Genomic DNA, 18,363 nt, shown 5'->3' with positions numbered 1-18,363 from the left:
ACATAACAAAATGTAATCTTTTATTGATTGAAGTGTCAGTCTCATTAGTTAGAATTCGGTTTCAACACAATTAAATAATAATAATTCTCAATTACGCATTACCAAGAGGACCTATTCATGCGCCAGTCACTCAGCGGCTTATCCATTAAAATACAAATTTTACTCCCCGTGCTTTTCTCTGTCGTGCTACTGCTAACCGGAGTCATTATAGGGGGTGAGAAACTTGAAGAAGCTTTCCAAGATGTTTCAACAGCAACAGACAACCTGATTGTCCATAAAGAAGAGCTCAGCGACATTGTCGATAATAGCTATGGTATGCGTATTAAAGCTATTTACAGCCTATTTAACCCTGACGATGTCTCGACGTTAATCGACACACTAAATCAAAAGCGCAACGAGAATACGCAACTGCTTAACTCACTTAACACTGTGCCTGGACTGCAGGATGAGGTAGCAGCAATGCGCAAGGCAATGGGTCACTATGTCGACTTCTCTCGCTCGACCATGCTTCCTTTACTAAAAATCAAACACGGTAATGGCGTTCCACCAAGCGGCTTTGATACCCAATATCAAATCGCGACTGACCAATATCGTCACGCCGGTAATGAAATGGTAAAAGCGATCAATGATTTATCTAAACAACTCAATCATATTGCGCTAAAAGAGGTTGAGACAAACGGCGCGAAACATGACACCACATTGACGTCATCCAAAATCGGCCTTGTCGTCATTCTATCTATTGCGCTAGTCATTAGCTGGACCCTAGCGGGTGTGATTGTGACACCTATCCGCGAGCTTCAACAAACCATGCGTGAAGTCGCTAAAGGCAATCTATTGGTGAAAGCAAAAGCCGAAGGCAACAACGAGATCACTCATTTGGCTCATGACGTTAACCAAACCGTTGATCAACTTCGTGAAACCGTCGGTTCACTATCCCGCATCAGTATTGAGGTGGCGTCTGCATCAACAGAACTTGCTGCAGTGATGACTCAATCTAGTGTCAATTCTGATCAAGAGAAGCAAGAAGTTGAACAAGTAGCCTCGGCAGTTAACCAATTGGAATCGACAGCAACTGAAGTGTCATCCAACGCTCAACAAGCCGACAATGCTTCAAGTCAAGCTAGCCAACTGACAACACAAAGCTTAAACATGTTTGAAGAGAGCGCGCGTGCAAGCGAAAAAATGTCTGATCAATTAAACAAAGCCGCGGATGTCGTTACCTCTTTGAAAGAGCAATCAGAACAAATTGGTAAAGTCATCGAAGTTATTGAAAGTATCTCTGAGCAGACTAACCTACTCGCACTTAACGCGGCGATTGAAGCGGCTCGTGCAGGTGAAAGTGGCCGTGGTTTTGCCGTGGTAGCAGATGAAGTTCGTATGCTTGCGGCACGTACTCAAGAGTCGACCAAAGAGATCCAGACGATTATTGAAGAGCTACAGACTCAATCTGGCCAAGCAAATGAAAGTATGCACTCAAGCCTAGCTATGCTTGAAGATAGCCAAGCACTTGCGACTAAGGTGAGCAGCTCTCTGAGTGACATCAACAACGCGATAGCCGACCTAAACAGTATTAATACTCAAGTTGCAACAGCATCCGAAGAGCAAAAACAGGTAACTTCAGACATCAACAATAACTTGAGCACGATTTATGAGCTGGTAAGCCAAAACGTCACTGGTATTACTCAATCTGCAGCCGCGGCTCATGAACTGTCTGGGCTATCAGAACGACAGAAGCAGGCACTGAATCACTTTAAGGTGTAGAGAATAAAGAAAGGTTTACATAAAAAAGCACCGCCGTATTGGCGGTGCTTTCACGTAACGTTCAGCTTATTGATCTTCATCGGTTACCAACAAAACCGAAAAAGTGCTAGACGGTGCGTATTCGTAGACCTCACCATTGACAGAGTCAAAAGCGATAACTTGTGAACCATTACCATGTGGAGTGCTGCTCCATATATAACCAGCTAGATCGCCAGCTTCTAGGTTATAGCCACTCGCAAATGCGGTTCCATTCAACGCGGGCCCATAACAAGCATGCTCTGTTAGTGCGACTAACTCCTTAATGTTCGGTAGTCGCCAGTTCTTTTTACCGCCAAACTCATATAATGCATGATTGCCATTTTCATCGCGAATCTGTTTTGCAGTAAGTAGTGCACTTTGCCATGTCACTTTATCAGCTTCGCCAGAACAAGCTTCACTACTCTTGTCCCATGTAGTACCTACTGGGCACCGCATCCAAGTTAGACCCGTTTTAAGGTCTGTCACAATACCAGTATCAGAGTAGGTGTATCGTGTGTTGGGCGCAGATTTAGAAAAATCAACAGAACATTCTTGAGCTGCGAAAGCCATCTGAGAAACTAACGCTAAGGATAATACCGGAATAAGTTTTTTCATCTTACTGACCCTTTACTGCAACTAGACGAATTGGAAATTGGTAAGAAGTACCACTATCTTGATCAGCTTTATCTGTGTAGATTTGATCAAAACTAATATTGCCTCGGTAGTCTCCTCTGGTTACGATAAATGCAAAGTATTTTGCAGCGTCTTCACCTAGCACTGAATAATTTACGTAACTAAAATCATGAACCCACATAGAGCCGGCTTCTATATCAGGACTTCCTACTCCTTGATTCGGGAAATAAGTATGGTTTAAGCCGTATAATTCACCGTCAGAGTCTCGCTCAGTCTCACCGAAATCTAATATATCGTATAATTCTAGATAGGTAGGCAAACGCCATTCATTTACACCACATAGCGCTTGTTGATTAATATGCGCTGCATACTGGCTCGTTGAACAGATTTCATCACCAGCAGCCACACAACCTACAGCAGCCAAATCTTCAGAATATGGCTTAAAGGTATCTGACTCGTAAACAAACGTGCGGTCTTTAAACTGTACTGAGTTTGTATCAGCACTCTTATTTTCCCAAATAAGCCCTGTTCTTTCGTCCAAAGTACATGACCACTCCGTTGCATCTGCAGCTAAAGCTGCACCTTTATCGTCAAGTTTTACAAATTTGAAGCCAGCACCCGTTGTTGCTTGTAGGTCGTCTATATCAAATCCATACTCTGCATCCTGGCCAGGGTAATCTGCCTGAGCTTCCGCAACGTCGCTAGCACCGTCAGCAAAGTGCAGCACTGCACCCGTGTCATTCGAGCCTGATGTTTGACCAGCAACAAGAGATAGCTCTTGAGTAAATGCTGTAGTTTCAGCCGCTGATAGTAAACCTGACACAAGAGATTTGTTCTCGTAACTCAACTTTTTAGCGACCAGAGCGACGCCTTGAGTCATTTCCTCCACTTTCATCTCAGTAAGTAGTGCAATAGTATTCTGCTCAAGATTGGTTAGCTCATTTACCATGGGATCAGACATCACTGTATCGGTCAACGAGACACCCGCACTTGCTACTTGCGCTTTGACAATCTCATCAGCTTGGGCAACTGTTTTTCCGTCGATAACTAACCCCGCCACCAAAGTCGTAACTGCATTAATAGAATTACCAGTTGCTAAACCTTGACCCGGAGTGGCAATACGCAGTGTTTTGCCCGAACCGGCATCGACTTCTGCAAGAATGGTGCTATTGAGAATGTTTTTATTTGTCGAATTCAGCGAATATTGACCTGTATTGTCACTCTTCGCACTTGGCTCATTACTATCACATACAAAGTTTTGGTTTAAATCGATGCAAACAGGAGTATCAAGTAGAGAACCTTGTGCACGAATAGTACCAGCAACGTCGTAAGTTGGCGCCGCTGAGTCACTACCAGAGCCACCACCACAGCCAACAAGGGCAAGCGATACAGCAATGAAAGAATATTGTAACTTCATAGATTTATCTTCTTTTAATTAATAGTTTGTGGCTTATCGAGAGCGAATCACTCTCACCATTGATAGCATTAGCAGGACCAACAAACCCAAAGGTGAACCACTACCACCTGAGCTACCGCTACTGCTTTCATTAGTGGTATCAGTGTTGCACTGATACTGAGCAAAGTGACTCACACCCCACTCTTTCAAGACCCCAGAATTTCCTGAAACACGATCAGAAATTTCAAGGCGCCAAGTTCCCCAGCTCGGCTCACCGACAAGTTCTTTTAACTCGTCGTCATACTGAGCTGTGAAATAACCTTTAAAACCATTACTGCTGCTTGATTGGTGGTTAAGTAGCACCACCGACTTACCTTGAGGAGAAATCAATTTGACATACAGATCTTCGAGCGAGGCATGTTCGATATTCAGATAGACTGCAAAAGTGTCGTCAATCGTGACTTCTTTATCAGACAAATTTTGAACATAAATTTTGTCACCCAGCTCTGGGAGCGTTGAATTTGACACGGTTGGCGGCGTGGTTAACTTTGGAAGACCATTCACCAACTTAGTGCTACTGGCCCATTGGTGTGTTTTTAGATCTTGACCAAATTGATAGTCTAGTGAGATTTCAGAATCGAATTGCACACCGCAAGCCAAGTTAGAAGGCAATGAAACGCTCATACTTGATGAATCAGACACAGTTTGATCAATGTCGAAAACCGACTCATTATTCAGTCGCCATTGACCTTTTACTGTCGCTTGACGACCATTTTGTGCCAGATGAACAGTGACATCATCGCCTTCCCCGATATAGCGATTATCGTGGCGAACCACAAAAGGAGGCTTCAATAAGTTGTGTTGATTAAAGCTATCAGTAAGTAATTGAGCGTACTCTTTGTTTGGAAACAGTGCGTTAGCAGCAAATACTGTCGACTCAGCTAGATCATGCATTTTTACCCCACGACCAACACCATAAAGCCCTTCAACAACAATGGCGTCGAACTCACGGAAAACGCTATCTGTGCCATCGCCATAACGTTCTACAGCAGCTTTTAACGCTTGGAAAAGCGGAGTTGACCAAAGTTCGTCACCAAGCTCCCCTCCCACACTCACGTGGGCTGGGTATTCTGCTCGTTCAAAGTAGCGCGCGCGCTGATTCCACAAACTGCGAGTAGTACGACGGACACCAAACAAGCCATCCCAGTTAAACACGGTATCCAACTCGAACTCTTGTCCACGACGAGAAGCGTCTAAGTATTGGGAACGATAGCTCGCACTACCAGCCCAATAGTCACCGACACCTTCACCGATAGCACCAGTATGACCGTAAGCCCAGTCCGGTACGGCTTGGTAATGAATACCGTGCCCAAGCTCGTGCAAAACAACATCTGAATCAATAGCATCTGGTGAAGCTCCGCCAATACCAAAAGTAACCACTCGCGGGCCGTAATAGTAGGATGAGTTGTCTAGAGATAACCCTCTGGCATCAAAGCGCAACGGATCATCAAATAGTTGATAAGACAAACTTTCTAGATACTTCAAAGACGTATCAAGGTGATAAAAAGCCATAATTTGTGGAAAGGCATCATCACCAAAACGAACACTTTCAATGGCTTCAGCACTATCGAACGATTGAACACCTTCAGAACTCAAGAAACCAGAAGTGTCCCGAACCGGCTCTCCTCCGTCAGAGGGCACAGTGATCAACGCGGTAATATCAACCTGGTTCAGCCTTGAATTAGAGAGATAATAGCGACCACCAGACTGAAGAACCTCAATGGGCTTAGTTACATATTCGATTGGTTGGGGGTATTCTGAAACCAAAGACCAAGTCGATGTCGGAGCCTCTTGTTGCTGCATCGTTCTTAAATCGGGGGCAAATAGAGATACATCAACATTCACCAAATTTCCCGAGCTCAGTGTTGGTGGCTCTTCCGCTTCAAGAGTGCGTGGCGCTTCCAATTCGGCAGCCACGGTAGGGGTACCCGACCTTAATATTGTATCTTCAAAACTCTTAAATACGCGTACAACGCGTTGTGTCTTATCGGTAGTTACGACGACTGTGCGCTGCGGCTGATATTCACCGTTGACCCAAACATTAAAATTGAAATGCTCGCCTAACTGCGATTCTGTTTTGTAGCGAAATACAAAATCGCCAAACTCAGAATAATTGGAATCGAGGTAGCTTTTGACTGCTGCCTGATCGTTTAACACAACGTTGGCTGAAGGGTAGTCCCACTCAGCAGCTTGAACGATCGGAGCGCACACTAGAACAAGTGATATTGCTAATGGCTTTAGTTTCATAATTCTACCTTAGAACTGATATTTGGCTTGTACAGTGAAGTAACGTCCAGGCTCCGTAGAGTAGTGCTTGTTGGAGTCGATGATGCCCGCTACGTCTTGGTATCGGATGTACTCTTTGTCAAACAGGTTGATGACGTTTGCAGAAACGTCTAGACCAAAGTTCCAGGAATAACTAATGCCCATATCGACGGTTGCCCAACCAGCCGTAGTAGCACAATCTACAGCTAGACCAATATCAGTTTCACATTCCGGCACATCATCCATTGCTTGCGCCCAATTCAACATGGTGTAAGCAGAAAGAGATTCATTGTCGTAGTTCAATGCGACGTTTCCTTCCCATGGAGTCAATGTTCGGATCTTCTCACCCTCGTCATTTTCTCCATCAACAAAGCCCAGTTTGGTAGTGATACTCCAAGATTCACTCAAACGTTGTGCGGCTGTTGCTTCAAAACCATAGGTTTCGACCCCACTAACATTCTGATATTGCTTGTAATACATCCCATTGTTACTCAGATCAGGGGAAGACGTTATCTGCTTAATATCAATGAAATCTTCAAATTTTTGATAGAAAACAGCGGCATAAAGCACTGTCTGACCATTGTCGAACTTACTCCCCAGTTCAAACGAATCGCTGGTCTCTTTATCAAGATCTTCGTTCGGCACAATTTCAAACGGTGTAATCGGCACGAAATCATGGTTCTGGTAACCGTAAATCTTGTCGTAAGTCGGTGCTCGGAAACCATGGTTATAGGAAATATATGAGTTCAGTGAATCGGTAACTTGGTAAGCGAGAGACAAACTTGGTGACAACTCACCTGTGGTTTTATCGCTTACTTTATACCCTTCAATTGAACTATCTGAGTCTGGTGTAATTTGGTGGATATCAATGCGAGCGCCCGCTGTAATTGTCCAACGATTTACTTCAATTACATCTCTAAGATGCGCAGCAAAAACATAAGATCGCGCAGACGCAAAAGGTTTTGCATCTTTCTGGGTAAGACCGTTCCAGTCGAGGATTTGTGAGTTACTTGGTCGCTCATGAAAAGTAGTGTCGAAGCTCACACCATACGAGAGCGTATGAGAGAAACCCAAACCTGAGAAAGAACTGATAAAGTCAGCATCTGCACCGATAACTTCATCTGTGAAGTGACGATCGTCGATCAATCTACGAAATGCAGTAATGTTACCTTGCTCTTGCGAAATAAGAGCATTCACCGCTTCATCGGCTACTGTATTGCGCCAATAAATTTTGGTATCGAGTTCTTCAAACCAAGAGTTTGTTGGGAAATACTCAGCCCCAATATATGCAGTGTAAGACTCTGTATAAGCTTGTTGGTCGAACTCTTCTGTTTTCCACTCACCATCTTTTTGAATTTTGGCCAAACCTTCTTGCCTACCAAGATTTTCTTTGTAGTAATCTACCTTGGCTTTGAACATAAGATCATCTTCTGCCCAGTAATTCAAAGTGTAAGCACCACTAACACCATCAATGTCGCGTTTGTACAAATTTTCGTCGTAATTACGCGTTTCTCCTCCTTCCCAATATGCAAGATTGATCAAGCTTTCAAAGCTTCCTGTACGAAACGCAAGCCTAGTTGAACCTCTGTATTTATCGCTTACCCCTGTATAAGTGCCCGAAACGTCGCTGTAAAAGTCGCTATCTTTAAGATAGTCCCCTGGTTGTTTCGTTTTAACAACGACAACTCCGCCAATAGCCCCAGAACCATGCACCGAAGAGCTTGCGCCTTTAACAATCTCAATACTGTCTATGTCAGCAAGGTCAAACGAATTACGGCCTACTTTGTCGTTGATGTCGTTTGCACCAAAACCATCCGAAGATTTAATTCCATCTTTAACCACTAAAATGCGATTGCCTGTCATACCACGGATTGTAATATTCTGAGGCCTGCCTGCCCCACCACTCACGCTGACACCCGGTTCATTTTTGATTACATCGTAAAGCTCGGTCGCGCCGGTTTTTTCGATCTGTTCGCCATCAACTACCGCTACTGAACCAGCCACTTCAGATAGGGGTTGTTCGATTTTGTTCGCAGTAACTACGACTTCCTCAAACTGGAAAACCTCGGATTCGGCGTGCACGACGTTGGCAGCAAGTACACTCAGTACTGCTGCAGAAAGGGGTGAAAGCTTCATTTACTGCTCCGCTTTAGTATTTTTATGCGTAAGTGATAATAGGAATGCGTATTCGAACGCTTGTTGTGATAAAGACTGCCGTCTATCACTCGAATGACCTTGGCTAAAGTTGGTCGACAACAAGTAGGGACCACTTGCTGTCGTCAAAGATTGCAACTTGGCTTGATACTTAGCGCCTTCCCAATAGGGAACCCGTCGATCATTGAAACCAACACTGATCAAAACAGGTGGATAGCCAGCTTTGGAAAGATTGGAATATGGGTCATAAGCCCTCATAGCTGAAAGTTCAGACTCTTTATGAGGGTCACCCCACTCCGCATACTGTTGAGCAGTTAAAGGCAACGTCTCATCCGACATACTGTTGATCACATCCACAAATGGGACCTTGAGGGTAGCGCCAGCAAATACTTCAGGGGCTTCATTTAAGGCTCCTGCAACTAAGGTGCCTCCAGCACTTGAACCCATTGCCAATATATCTCGTTCGCCTTGTTGAAAGTTTTGGAGTGCTCTAGCTGCAGCAACGAAATCAGCGATACTGTTCGATTTGTTTATGCCTTTACCAGATAGATACCATTGTTCACCTTTAAAGCCTCCGCCTCTTACATGAGCAACAGCGTAGATGACACCACGGTCGAGTAAGCTGATGGTTTGTGGCATGAAGTATGGTTTCATTGTGACTCCATAAGCGCCATACCCGTATAAGACTACCGGACTCTGCTTATTCAGAAGATCTTGTCGGTAAGCGAGTGTCACTGGGACAGCCTGTCCATCATTCTCAACATTCAGAGTTTGGGTGATATACATGTCTGCTTGATAATTTGGATAGACATCTTGCCCTATCGATTCACGAGTTGCCGTTAACGTATTGAAACGTTCCCACAGACCAGGTTGGATCATAGACATGCTTCGGATATATAGCTTATTGCTGCTGTAATCTCCCACTTGGCTTACCCAAGCAACACCGCCTTCACGAGCGACGCTTTCAACCTTTATCAGCTTGTCGCTTTCATCAAAAACGTGCAGTTTTTGCTTACCTTTCAAATTGGTTTGAACCACAACACCGGAACGGAATAGGTGAAAGTTGTTGATAGCCTCATCCGCTTCAAAATTACCGAAAGAGTGCCAAGCCTTTATGTTCATAAAATCAGAACGACTTACACGATAGATCTGGAAATTTTTGCGTTGGTAATTACTATTGATGTACACATGATCGGCAGAACGATCTGCATAGTATTCAATGCCTTCTCGGCGCAGCTGAATTGGCGGTGACAACTCACCCGTGTTGAGATCGAGAAAGCGTTGTTCACTGCTGTTATCGCTGTTGCTCTGGACAACGGCGAAGTTCCTATCGCTTGTTAGGTAGGTTGAAAGCAGCCAAGCACTTTCCTGTTCTTGAAAAAGCGATGTCTCGACTCCACTTTTCAATGACTTATTGACCAAAGTATGTGGTCGCTGTGTCTTTGGTTCTTGTCTTACCAAGTACAGTGATTCCCCATCATTCGACCAAATGATAGATGGCTCAACACCAGTGATAAGAGGCGTGATTTGATTGGTCGCTAGCTCAACAATGCTAATTTGATACTGCTCAGAACCATCAAGATCTTCTGCGATAGCGAGTAGGGAATGGTCAGGGCTTAGTTTCCAGCCACCAATTTGATAATACTCGTGTTGAGCAGCGTGACGTTTGGCATCGAAAATCACAGTGGTCGCATCAACACTGCTTGGTGCACGCGACAACAGTGTGTAGTCATTCCAAGAATATTCTAAGCCATTGATTTCTTGCCAAGGTTTTTCTGAACGTTGCGGTCGGTTATCTCGCCACATGGATTGTAGCGATTCGATTTCATTCTGTAAGGTCTTCTGATACACATCAGTCGTCTCGTTCTGTTTCTTGAGATACTCCAATACACGCTCACTGCTTCTAGAATCGTCTCTCAACCAAGAGAACTGATCCGCAGCAGTCACGTTCCCAGAAATTAAAGCTGCTAAAACAAGCAGGCAACACGTTTTCATAAACCCAACAAATCCATACGCCAATTTAATAATTTTTGCGTATACTGCACCTAAATGGTAATGAGATCAATTATCATTTTCATAATTCAGTGATATGAATCTCAATTATTGTGCTCGATTGACTAAATTTACTGGTTTATTATTCTGTCTAACTATTCATTTTAAGCGTGTTAAACGATCACTTCAGTTTTTTTCACTATCATGAATTCGCTCTAGCGCCTCTACTCGTTTTATGTGTTGCTCGGTAAACAGCTCGTTTCTCAACAAAGCAACTTCCTGTGCTTGCTGATCAGCACTCAAATTTGGGTTATCCAGTATCGTCTCTCTTTGAGCAATAAACCGTTGGAAGTCGCTATCAAATTGCGCACGTTCGGCGTCTAATGCACTTAAGCGTTGTGCAGCATTTTCGCCGACAATCTCTACTCGGTTAAGGTACTTTTGCTGGTTATCTAAACTATTTTCGTGGCTAAGCAGAGTTAAGGTTAAAGTGTTTTTTTGCGTTTGTTGAACATATTCAGGTTGGAGACTTAATACCTCAAGCCACTGCATTTCAAATTCAATTGGGTCAGTATATTCTTGCCTCAGTTTCAGTTTTTCAATCGCTAGCTCACGCATTCTATTTTCATGTGCAAACAGCAACTCTTGTTCACCCGCAGTAAAGTGATAGGCCTGCTGATCCAACAACAGTTCGTGTAACTCTGTCAGTTCTTCAATGCTTAAATTAGAATAATTATTCGAAAAATCTATCTGCTCTAGCGCCGATTTGTACTCCAAATATTTTTCAAATAATCGATCATCTATCACGCTATTAGGGACGATATCATTGAAGTCAGAGACATTTTCTTTGACCTGATTGAGGTCAATATCAACCATTGCTGCCATAAAATAATCCATCGTATCTTTGGCAGAACTTTGGTCGATCTCTGTGTCACTTTGAGATTCACTCTTGAGGTGCTTTGCCGATACGGCTTGCGCTCGTGACTGGCTTTGATAAAAGACCGCACTGAGACTTCCTACAGCGATCATTGACATCAGTAGCAGTGTGGCCTTTTTCATTGATTAACTCCTTCAATAATAAAGGTTTACAAGCCCGCAAGCTTGAGGCGATTGGCGTGTTGACGATAGAGAGTGACAGGGTCTGTTTCAAAAAGGTGGTGAATCCCTAACGTCCCGTTGATTTCATCCAAGTGATTCATTTTGTAGTTGTCGCCAATCACACGACCTAAATGAGCACTGCAAGTACCCACTAGACCATCACTAGGGCCATCAAACGCTAAACCTAGAATTGTCATTGCTCCATCTGTTGGGTCGAGCAAGTTGGTAAAGGTCGACGACCCCGTCCAAGAGTAGTAGTAGACACCATTGCTCGCTTGCCATTCGCCATCTCCACACGCCGATGTCGGTACACCTTCTGGGTAATGCTGATTGAATGCTAGAGAGCCTTCTGTCGTCAGTGCTTCTAATGAAGCGAGCCCATCCTGCTCAAGGTCACTTCCGCCTGAAAGTAAGTTAATCAATGTGGTGAGGCCACCAGCCAACTTAACGGCAATCGACTCAGTAATGGATCCCTCTGTGACATTACCTCGCACCAGATCAGCAACTTTAGAACCTTTATGAACCCCACCAACACTGGTAACCGATGCTACAAGATCTGGCCTCACTGAGCCTACGTATCTTGCAGTCGGACCGCCATGACTATGGCCAACTAAGTTAACTTTCTCCGCTCCGGTGACGGCAATAATGGTTTCTACTTGCGCGAGAAGCTGCTCCCCCCTCACCTCCGAACTGTTCGTTGCAGAGACCTGAGCGACATAAACGTCAGCCCCATCTTTTGCTAGCGATTCGGGAATACCATAGAAGTAATCGACACCAGCTAGCGTATCGAAGCCAAATAACCCATGTACCAGTACAATTGGGTACTGAGTTTGTGTGTACCCTGAATGTTCCAGTGGCGCAGTACTCGTTCCAGCGTTTACACTGGCGCTTCCCATGCACAGAGCCGCCATCAGCATCATCTTTTTCAACGTCTTTCTCCTTAACTAATTAGACCTCGGATGAGTTGAAAAGCTAGGAGAGGATTTCTGAAAATAGAAATTTATAAATTAAGAATCGTGAGCAATAACGACCATTCAACATCTAAATTAAACATCAACTACTGATTCACAAGAGTGTAACCCCTACGATTCCGCCTCTATTAACACTCTGCCGCTATTACCACTCAGCAGCTTGATGACTCATATATATTTAAGACGTTGTTTTTATTAGATTTAAAATACACCCAACAACAGCGACTCATAAATACATCGCCACCCATATTCTGATGGATTCAATGTCGACCCTCGACTTTTAAAGCCCTCATACAGCTTAGATAAAAGAAAACCGCCATTAACGGCGGTTTTCTTATTTATTCATCGTCAACTTTAGGAGCGACTTTCTTTTTAGGGATAAAGACTGAATCACCCACAGCCACATTTTGGTGGAAGCTCTTATCGCGCTTGACTGGTTTCTTCGGCGTTTTCTTCACTTGTGGCTTGTTAGCCTTCTTAACAGGACCGCCTTTCTTGAAAGCAGGCTTACGAGGTTTAATACCTTTAAACTTACCTTTCAGTCCTTCAAGTACCGAGAAGGTAAGGTCTTGTTGCAGGTAAAGTTCTACACGCTTGAAGCTGTCCCAGTCTTTTGGACCAACCAAGGAGATTGCATCACCTTTATTACCAGCACGGCCAGTACGACCAACACGGTGAACGTACTCTTCCGTGTGTTTAGGCATATCAAAGTTAATCACATGACTCACGTTCGGGATATCAATACCACGAGATGCAACATCTGTCGTCACCAAGATCTTGTACACTGCACGCTCAAACTGACTCATGATCGCGTTACGTTGTGTCTGATTAAGGTTACCGCTCAATGCCACCGCTTTTAGCTTCTTCTCGTTCAGCTTTTCTGTCAGACGATCAGTATCAGCACGTGTTGCCGTGAAGATCATCACCTGACGGTATTCTGCTTCTTCCAAAACACGATCAAGAATCGCTTCTTTATGATCAAGGTGATCACATAGGTAGAATTTCTGAGTGATGTCTAGATGCTCTTCATTGGAAACACCGATTGCGATACGTTTCGGCGCATCTAGCATTTCGTTAGCAATGTCATTAACTTCCGCGTGATCCAGCGTTGCTGAGAACATCAGCGTTTGACGACGACGATGCTTAGCTGCATTAGCAATGCGGCGAAGCTCTGGAGCGAAACCCAAATCAAGCATACGGTCTGCTTCATCTAGGATCAGAGTCTCAACACCATCTAAAAATAGTGAACGATGCTCTAGGTGGTCAGCAAGACGACCTGGAGTTGCCACGATAAAACGCGGGTATTTACGCAGTGCTTTCACTTGATCGTTAAAGTTTTCACCACCAAGAATTAACGCTGCATCGTAAGATAGACCACCAAGCATACTGCGAAGTTCGCCATACACTTGCTTTGCCAACTCACGAGTTGGAGCCAAGATTACACCACGAGGATCACGGGCAGAAAACGCTTTTGTTTTTAATGCTTTGTGAATCATCGGCAGTACAAACGCCAATGTTTTGCCTGATCCTGTTTTTGATGAAGCCAATAGATCCTTACCGGCAATAGCAACAGGGATCGCTTTCTGTTGGATCTCTGTCGCTTTCTTAAAGTCATAATGTTTTAAGTTCTTCAGTAAGCGATTATCTAAGCCTAAATCTTTAAAGTGCAAAGGACTCTCCAGTCTTGATGGTATTGAACAAAATTAATTTAACGTGACATGATACCGCGAAACCTCTTTATAAGGATAGAGATCACAGAAAATTTATCATACCTTTCAGCGCGCGTTCTATCATGAATACTGCAAATTCATGTTGTGCATCATGAAGATACCGAGCTTAAAACACAGAGGCTTTTATCATTCTCATTTTTGAGAATTAAAGTGACACCTTGATAATTACATCAATAAATTGCAATTTTTCCAGAGATCACTTTTGCGCTTGAGTAATTAGTCGCTACAATCAAAGTGAAGCGACTATATGATTAAGAATGTATAGCGCATCTTTTGATGATAAATAAGCAAGGAGTTCTTATGAATAAGGTGTTAATCGCAGCTGCAGCCTCTGTGTTTGTATTGGCAGGTTGTTCTTCGGATCCAGAAGACGCGACAATGTCTGAAATGGAACAGCTATCAAATCAAGTGGCTCAACTAAGCAGTGAAGTTGAAGCACTTAAGAGTGAAAAAGCAGACGCAGAAATGAAAGCTCAAGAAGCGACTGACGCAGCGATGGCAGCGAAAGAGGAAGCTATGCGTGCCAATGAGCGTATCGACAACATCGCCAGCTCATACACTAAGTAACATAACTACTGAATAGGTCTTTCGCCACTGTTTTGCAGTGGCGTTTTTATTTGTCCCTACATAGCCTTAACCTAGTCGATTGAATTATCTCATTTAATGCCGATGGCGTAGTGAGCTGCTTGTTCCTACCATTGCTGAGTTGGTGGCGCTATCTCTACAGGCACACCGTTCTGAGCAAAAATGACAGATTTGGCTTTCGAATTAGAGATATCGGCTGCATCTAGCCACCACTTCAACTCAATAGGCATCGTTAAAGACTTTTTAGAACCATCGCTGCGAGTTAACGGCTCATGGGCCTCAATAAAGACACTACGGTCGGGCTCCAATGCCACTTTAATCGGTTCATTGATGATCGTGACCTTTTCACCCCTATCCACTTTCTCAAACAGCCATTCAATATCTTTCGGCTCCATGCGAATACAACCGGAACTGACACGTAAGCCGATACCAAAGTCTTTATTGGTTCCGTGGATAAGATAATCTCCGATACCGTAAGCTAACCTTAACGCATATTCTCCCAACGGATTGTCTGGTCCGGCAGGGACGACTGGCGGTAGCTCAATACCTTTACTCAAATACTCCTCGCGAATGGACTTCGGCGGTGTCCATGTTGGATTCGGTCGTTTCTGACTAATCGTCGTTATCATCTCTGGTGTATCCCGCCCTACTCGACCTATCCCCACAGGAAACACATGCACAAGATTTTTCTCTGGTTCGAAATAGTAAAGTCTTAACTCGGCGAGATTTATGACAATACCTTCACGTGGTGTATCAGGAAGGATAAAGCGGCTAGGGATAGTCAGCACATAACCTTCCGCAGGCAAGAATGGGTCGACACCTTTGTTGGCTGCCATTAAAGACAAAAAGCCAATATCATACTCCTTAGCGATCAGAGCTAACGTTTCTCCAGCAACCACTTCATGGTGCTGTATTCGACCAACAACATGGCTGTCACTCGGAGGTAATTCAAAAGTTGCTCCAGTGCTAAAAGCGGAATAAAAGGCAGTGGTTAGCATTAACGCAATGGCAATGCGTTTTTTTGCTGTTCGTTTTATTACTACGTTACGAAGCGTTGAACTCAAGCGGTACGACATAAACAACCCTTTTTTTATTATTATCATTTTAGATTACTGTTGAATCCTTGTCTCGACAATGCACATAAATGGTGTTTCACATACGAATCACACCATTTTCGCTACTCCCTACCTCTCAAACCCACAAATCTCGACTTGGCAAAATCGATTGCCTCTACGCTTTCAACATTTTTAGTTATTAATGATCGAACAATGGTTGGAAACGCCTCTTTTTGTGACACGCTTCTCAAGGAACACCGTTTTAACTCGCTAATATTGCCTCAACGAAACGAATTCAATTCAACAGAAACGGTAATTGAAAATTCTGTTCCTATCATTACCGCTATAAATTTGGAGAACGACGATGGCTACACCTCATATTAACGCACAAGCTGGTGATTTCGCTGAAACTGTACTGATGCCGGGCGACCCGCTTCGCGCAAAATACATTGCTGAAACATTCCTTGATGACGTGAAGCAAGTTTGTGATGTTCGTAACATGTTTGGCTACACTGGCACTTACAAAGGTAAGAAAGTTTCTGTAATGGGCCACGGCATGGGTATCCCTTCATGCTGCATCTACGTTCACGAACTTATTGCTGAGTACGGTGTAAAAAATGTTATCCGTGTTGGTAGCTGTGGCGCGGTACGTGACGACGTTAAACTTATGGACGTTGTTATTGGTATGGGCGCGTCAACTGACTCTAAAGTTAACCGCATTCGTTTTAACGATCACGACTTTGCAGCAATCGCGGATTTCGGTCTTCTAGAAGAAGCAGTAAACCAAGCGCGTGCTCAAGAAGTACCAGTGAAAGTAGGTAACGTATTCTCTGCAGACCTATTCTACACACCAGAAGCAGACATCTTTGAGAAGATGGAAAAACTAGGCATCCTAGGTGTCGATATGGAAGCTGCAGGTATCTACGGTGTTGCTGCGGATCTAGGCGCGAAAGCACTAACAATCTTAACCGTTTCAGACCACATCATCCGTGGTGAGAAACTGAGCTCTGAAGAGCGTCAAAAATCGTTCAACGACATGATGAAAGTAGCGCTAGAAACCGCTATCAACATCTAATCATTGAATAACGGTACTTTGAAAAGCAATACCCCGCAGCCAAGTTCGCTTGGCTGCCCAAATAATCCCGAGGGGGCGATCGTGTCCAACGACGAGCTGCCAAAAGACGCGGACGGTTTACAACTCAACTTTTGTAAAACATTGGCGTGTGACAACTTTGGCTTGAGCGATGCAAAGCGTTACGTTTTGCAACATGCAAACCCAAAGCGTCCAGCGATGGTTTGTCGTGAATGTGGGGCTTTCCCCCCCTTACTTAACAACCATGAAGTTTTGAATGAACTTCATCGGCTTCGTCACCTACATAGTGACGGCCTTCCAGCTTGTCGCAATGATGATTGCGATAACTTTGGGCTTTCTGTTCACACTCACAAACACCTTTACCATGCTTTCGGCTATAGTGGAGATAGGCAACGCTATCGCTGCAAAGATTGTCAGTCGACGTTTGTTGATAAATGGTCAGGCTCTAACAAGAAACTGCAATTCCAAGAAAACCTCATGGGTCTTCTGTTCATGGGTTACTCTGTACGTGAAATATGCCGTAAGCTAGAGATCAACCCGAAAACCTTCTACGATCACGTGGATCATATCGCGAGCCGCTGTAGACGCAAACTGGCGATGATCGATGCACGCTGGGTGAATCACGCAAAAGATTACCAATTTGCGTCCCACTACCAACGCCTTCAGCCACATAGCAACAACGGCGTTTTATGGATCGCGACCGGTGAAGCCCACTCTGGCTACATTCTTTGCCAACACGTCAACTACTCTCAAAATGAAGAGCCCGTTGGCAATGTTGACCACAACCCATATGATTCTGTTGCTCGGTTCGTCTCAAAAGAGCACTCTTCCGAAGCTAACATAGAGTTACCAACCTCTTCTGACGATCTTAAAAAACGTATTGAGCAGCAATATCAAGTGATACTCGCTCGTGGCAATGTCGAAGACCCTATGGGTAACCTCACCTCTTTCAGCTATCCGTCTAAAGGGGCTTTGGTTCGTCCACCTTATACTTCCTATGCTCATTTCTTACATGTGCTAGACATGTGCGACGAGAGCAAGCCTGTTTCTATTTACTTACCTCAAGATCCTCTGCTACGTTCAGCGGCATTGAGTGTCTGCCTACCAAGAATCCAAAACAACAACGTCAACCTGATGTATGTCGAAGAAGATGCCTTATGGGACGATCATCTAGGGTTTGATAAAATCGATGTTGTGCACATGAGTTGGTGGCGAGATCGTTGGGCGATAGCTAATCAAGGTGACAAGCAAAAAGGTATCTGTTACTTAGCGGGTAACAACAGTCAACCAGAACATTGGTTCGAGCACGCTTCTCTTAAACAGACCAAGTTCTATCAACAGCGCTTCCAAGTTCTATTTGACGGCTTCATTAACGAACCAAGACGTAAACTGCGTCCTGCTGGTATCCTTCCTCTGCTCGATATCTTTAGAGCTTGGCATAATTTATGCTACCAAGATAAAGAGGGGCTAACTGCAGCACAACGCTTAAATGTTGCCGAACGACCTCTTACCTTGAAGCAGCTACTGTCGTAACAAAAAGCAAACCATCTAG

Annotated in this window: 13 protein-coding genes; 4 read left to right on the top strand and 9 right to left on the bottom strand. The window is 44.1% G+C overall.

What is annotated here, in order from left to right; genetic code table 11:
• Positions 1-117 precede the first annotated feature (117 nt).
• Entirely contained in the window at positions 118-1,761 is a 1,644-nt protein-coding gene (locus vsple_RS18935) for a methyl-accepting chemotaxis protein (RefSeq protein ID WP_261883422.1), read from the top strand.
• Between the two features lie 66 nt (positions 1,762-1,827).
• On the opposite strand, the gene vsple_RS18930 is transcribed toward vsple_RS18935, so the two are convergent.
• The 8 genes from vsple_RS18930 to vsple_RS18895 form a co-directional block, all read right to left on the bottom strand.
• Complete coding sequence (locus tag vsple_RS18930; RefSeq protein WP_261883421.1) at positions 1,828-2,394, bottom strand: Lcl C-terminal domain-containing protein; 567 nt, start codon at positions 2,392-2,394, stop codon at positions 1,828-1,830.
• A gap of 1 nt (position 2,395) precedes the next feature.
• Positions 2,396-3,829 carry a DUF1566 domain-containing protein gene (locus tag vsple_RS18925; protein WP_261883420.1) on the bottom strand — a complete coding sequence of 478 codons (1,434 nt, stop codon included), beginning with the start codon at positions 3,827-3,829 and terminating at the stop codon, positions 2,396-2,398.
• Between the two features lie 33 nt (positions 3,830-3,862).
• Positions 3,863-6,115 (bottom strand): proprotein convertase P-domain-containing protein, encoded by a 2,253-nt coding sequence (locus vsple_RS18920; RefSeq protein ID WP_261883419.1) that lies wholly within the window; start codon positions 6,113-6,115, stop codon positions 3,863-3,865.
• 9 nt (positions 6,116-6,124) lie between these two features.
• Positions 6,125-8,269 carry a TonB-dependent hemoglobin/transferrin/lactoferrin family receptor gene (locus vsple_RS18915; RefSeq protein WP_261883418.1) on the bottom strand — a complete coding sequence of 715 codons (2,145 nt, stop codon included), beginning with the start codon at positions 8,267-8,269 and terminating at the stop codon, positions 6,125-6,127.
• The gene (locus tag vsple_RS18910) at positions 8,270-10,282 is read right to left on the bottom strand and encodes a prolyl oligopeptidase family serine peptidase (RefSeq protein ID WP_261883417.1); all 2,013 of its coding nucleotides are present in this window, start codon (positions 10,280-10,282) and stop codon (positions 8,270-8,272) included.
• Between the two features lie 183 nt (positions 10,283-10,465).
• Positions 10,466-11,338, bottom strand: a complete 873-nt coding sequence (locus vsple_RS18905; protein ID WP_261883416.1) for a lipase secretion chaperone — start codon at positions 11,336-11,338, stop codon at positions 10,466-10,468.
• Positions 11,339-11,364: 26 nt separating this feature from the next.
• Positions 11,365-12,297: an esterase/lipase family protein gene (locus vsple_RS18900; RefSeq protein WP_420833819.1), complete on the bottom strand. Its 933-nt coding sequence runs from the start codon at positions 12,295-12,297 to the stop codon at positions 11,365-11,367.
• A 389-nt stretch (positions 12,298-12,686) separates the two neighbouring features.
• Positions 12,687-14,018, bottom strand: coding sequence for a DEAD/DEAH box helicase (locus vsple_RS18895; RefSeq protein WP_261883414.1), 1,332 nt, complete (start codon positions 14,016-14,018; stop codon positions 12,687-12,689).
• A gap of 360 nt (positions 14,019-14,378) precedes the next feature.
• On the opposite strand from vsple_RS18895, the gene vsple_RS18890 reads away from it, so the two are divergent.
• Positions 14,379-14,645, top strand: coding sequence for an Lpp/OprI family alanine-zipper lipoprotein (locus tag vsple_RS18890; protein WP_255232146.1), 267 nt, complete (start codon positions 14,379-14,381; stop codon positions 14,643-14,645).
• A gap of 125 nt (positions 14,646-14,770) precedes the next feature.
• Here the strand turns inward: vsple_RS18890 and vsple_RS18885 are convergent, their stop codons facing one another.
• Positions 14,771-15,739 (bottom strand): L,D-transpeptidase family protein, encoded by a 969-nt coding sequence (locus tag vsple_RS18885; protein ID WP_261883413.1) that lies wholly within the window; start codon positions 15,737-15,739, stop codon positions 14,771-14,773.
• 343 nt (positions 15,740-16,082) lie between these two features.
• Between vsple_RS18885 and deoD the strand changes: the two genes are divergently transcribed.
• Together deoD and vsple_RS18875 are read left to right on the top strand one after the other, a co-directional pair.
• A complete protein-coding gene (deoD, locus tag vsple_RS18880) occupies positions 16,083-16,793 on the top strand; it encodes a purine-nucleoside phosphorylase (RefSeq protein ID WP_032550517.1) in 711 nt (236 codons plus the stop codon).
• 81 nt (positions 16,794-16,874) lie between these two features.
• Positions 16,875-18,344 carry a lactate dehydrogenase gene (locus tag vsple_RS18875; RefSeq protein ID WP_261883412.1) on the top strand — a complete coding sequence of 490 codons (1,470 nt, stop codon included), beginning with the start codon at positions 16,875-16,877 and terminating at the stop codon, positions 18,342-18,344.
• Positions 18,345-18,363: the final 19 nt, after the last annotated feature.

This window comes from Vibrio pelagius (assembly GCF_024347575.1).
Lineage (GTDB): Bacteria > Pseudomonadota > Gammaproteobacteria > Enterobacterales > Vibrionaceae > Vibrio > Vibrio pelagius.
The sequence above is the reverse complement of the archived record's forward strand: the minus strand, read 5'-3'. Positions and strand labels throughout refer to the sequence as shown.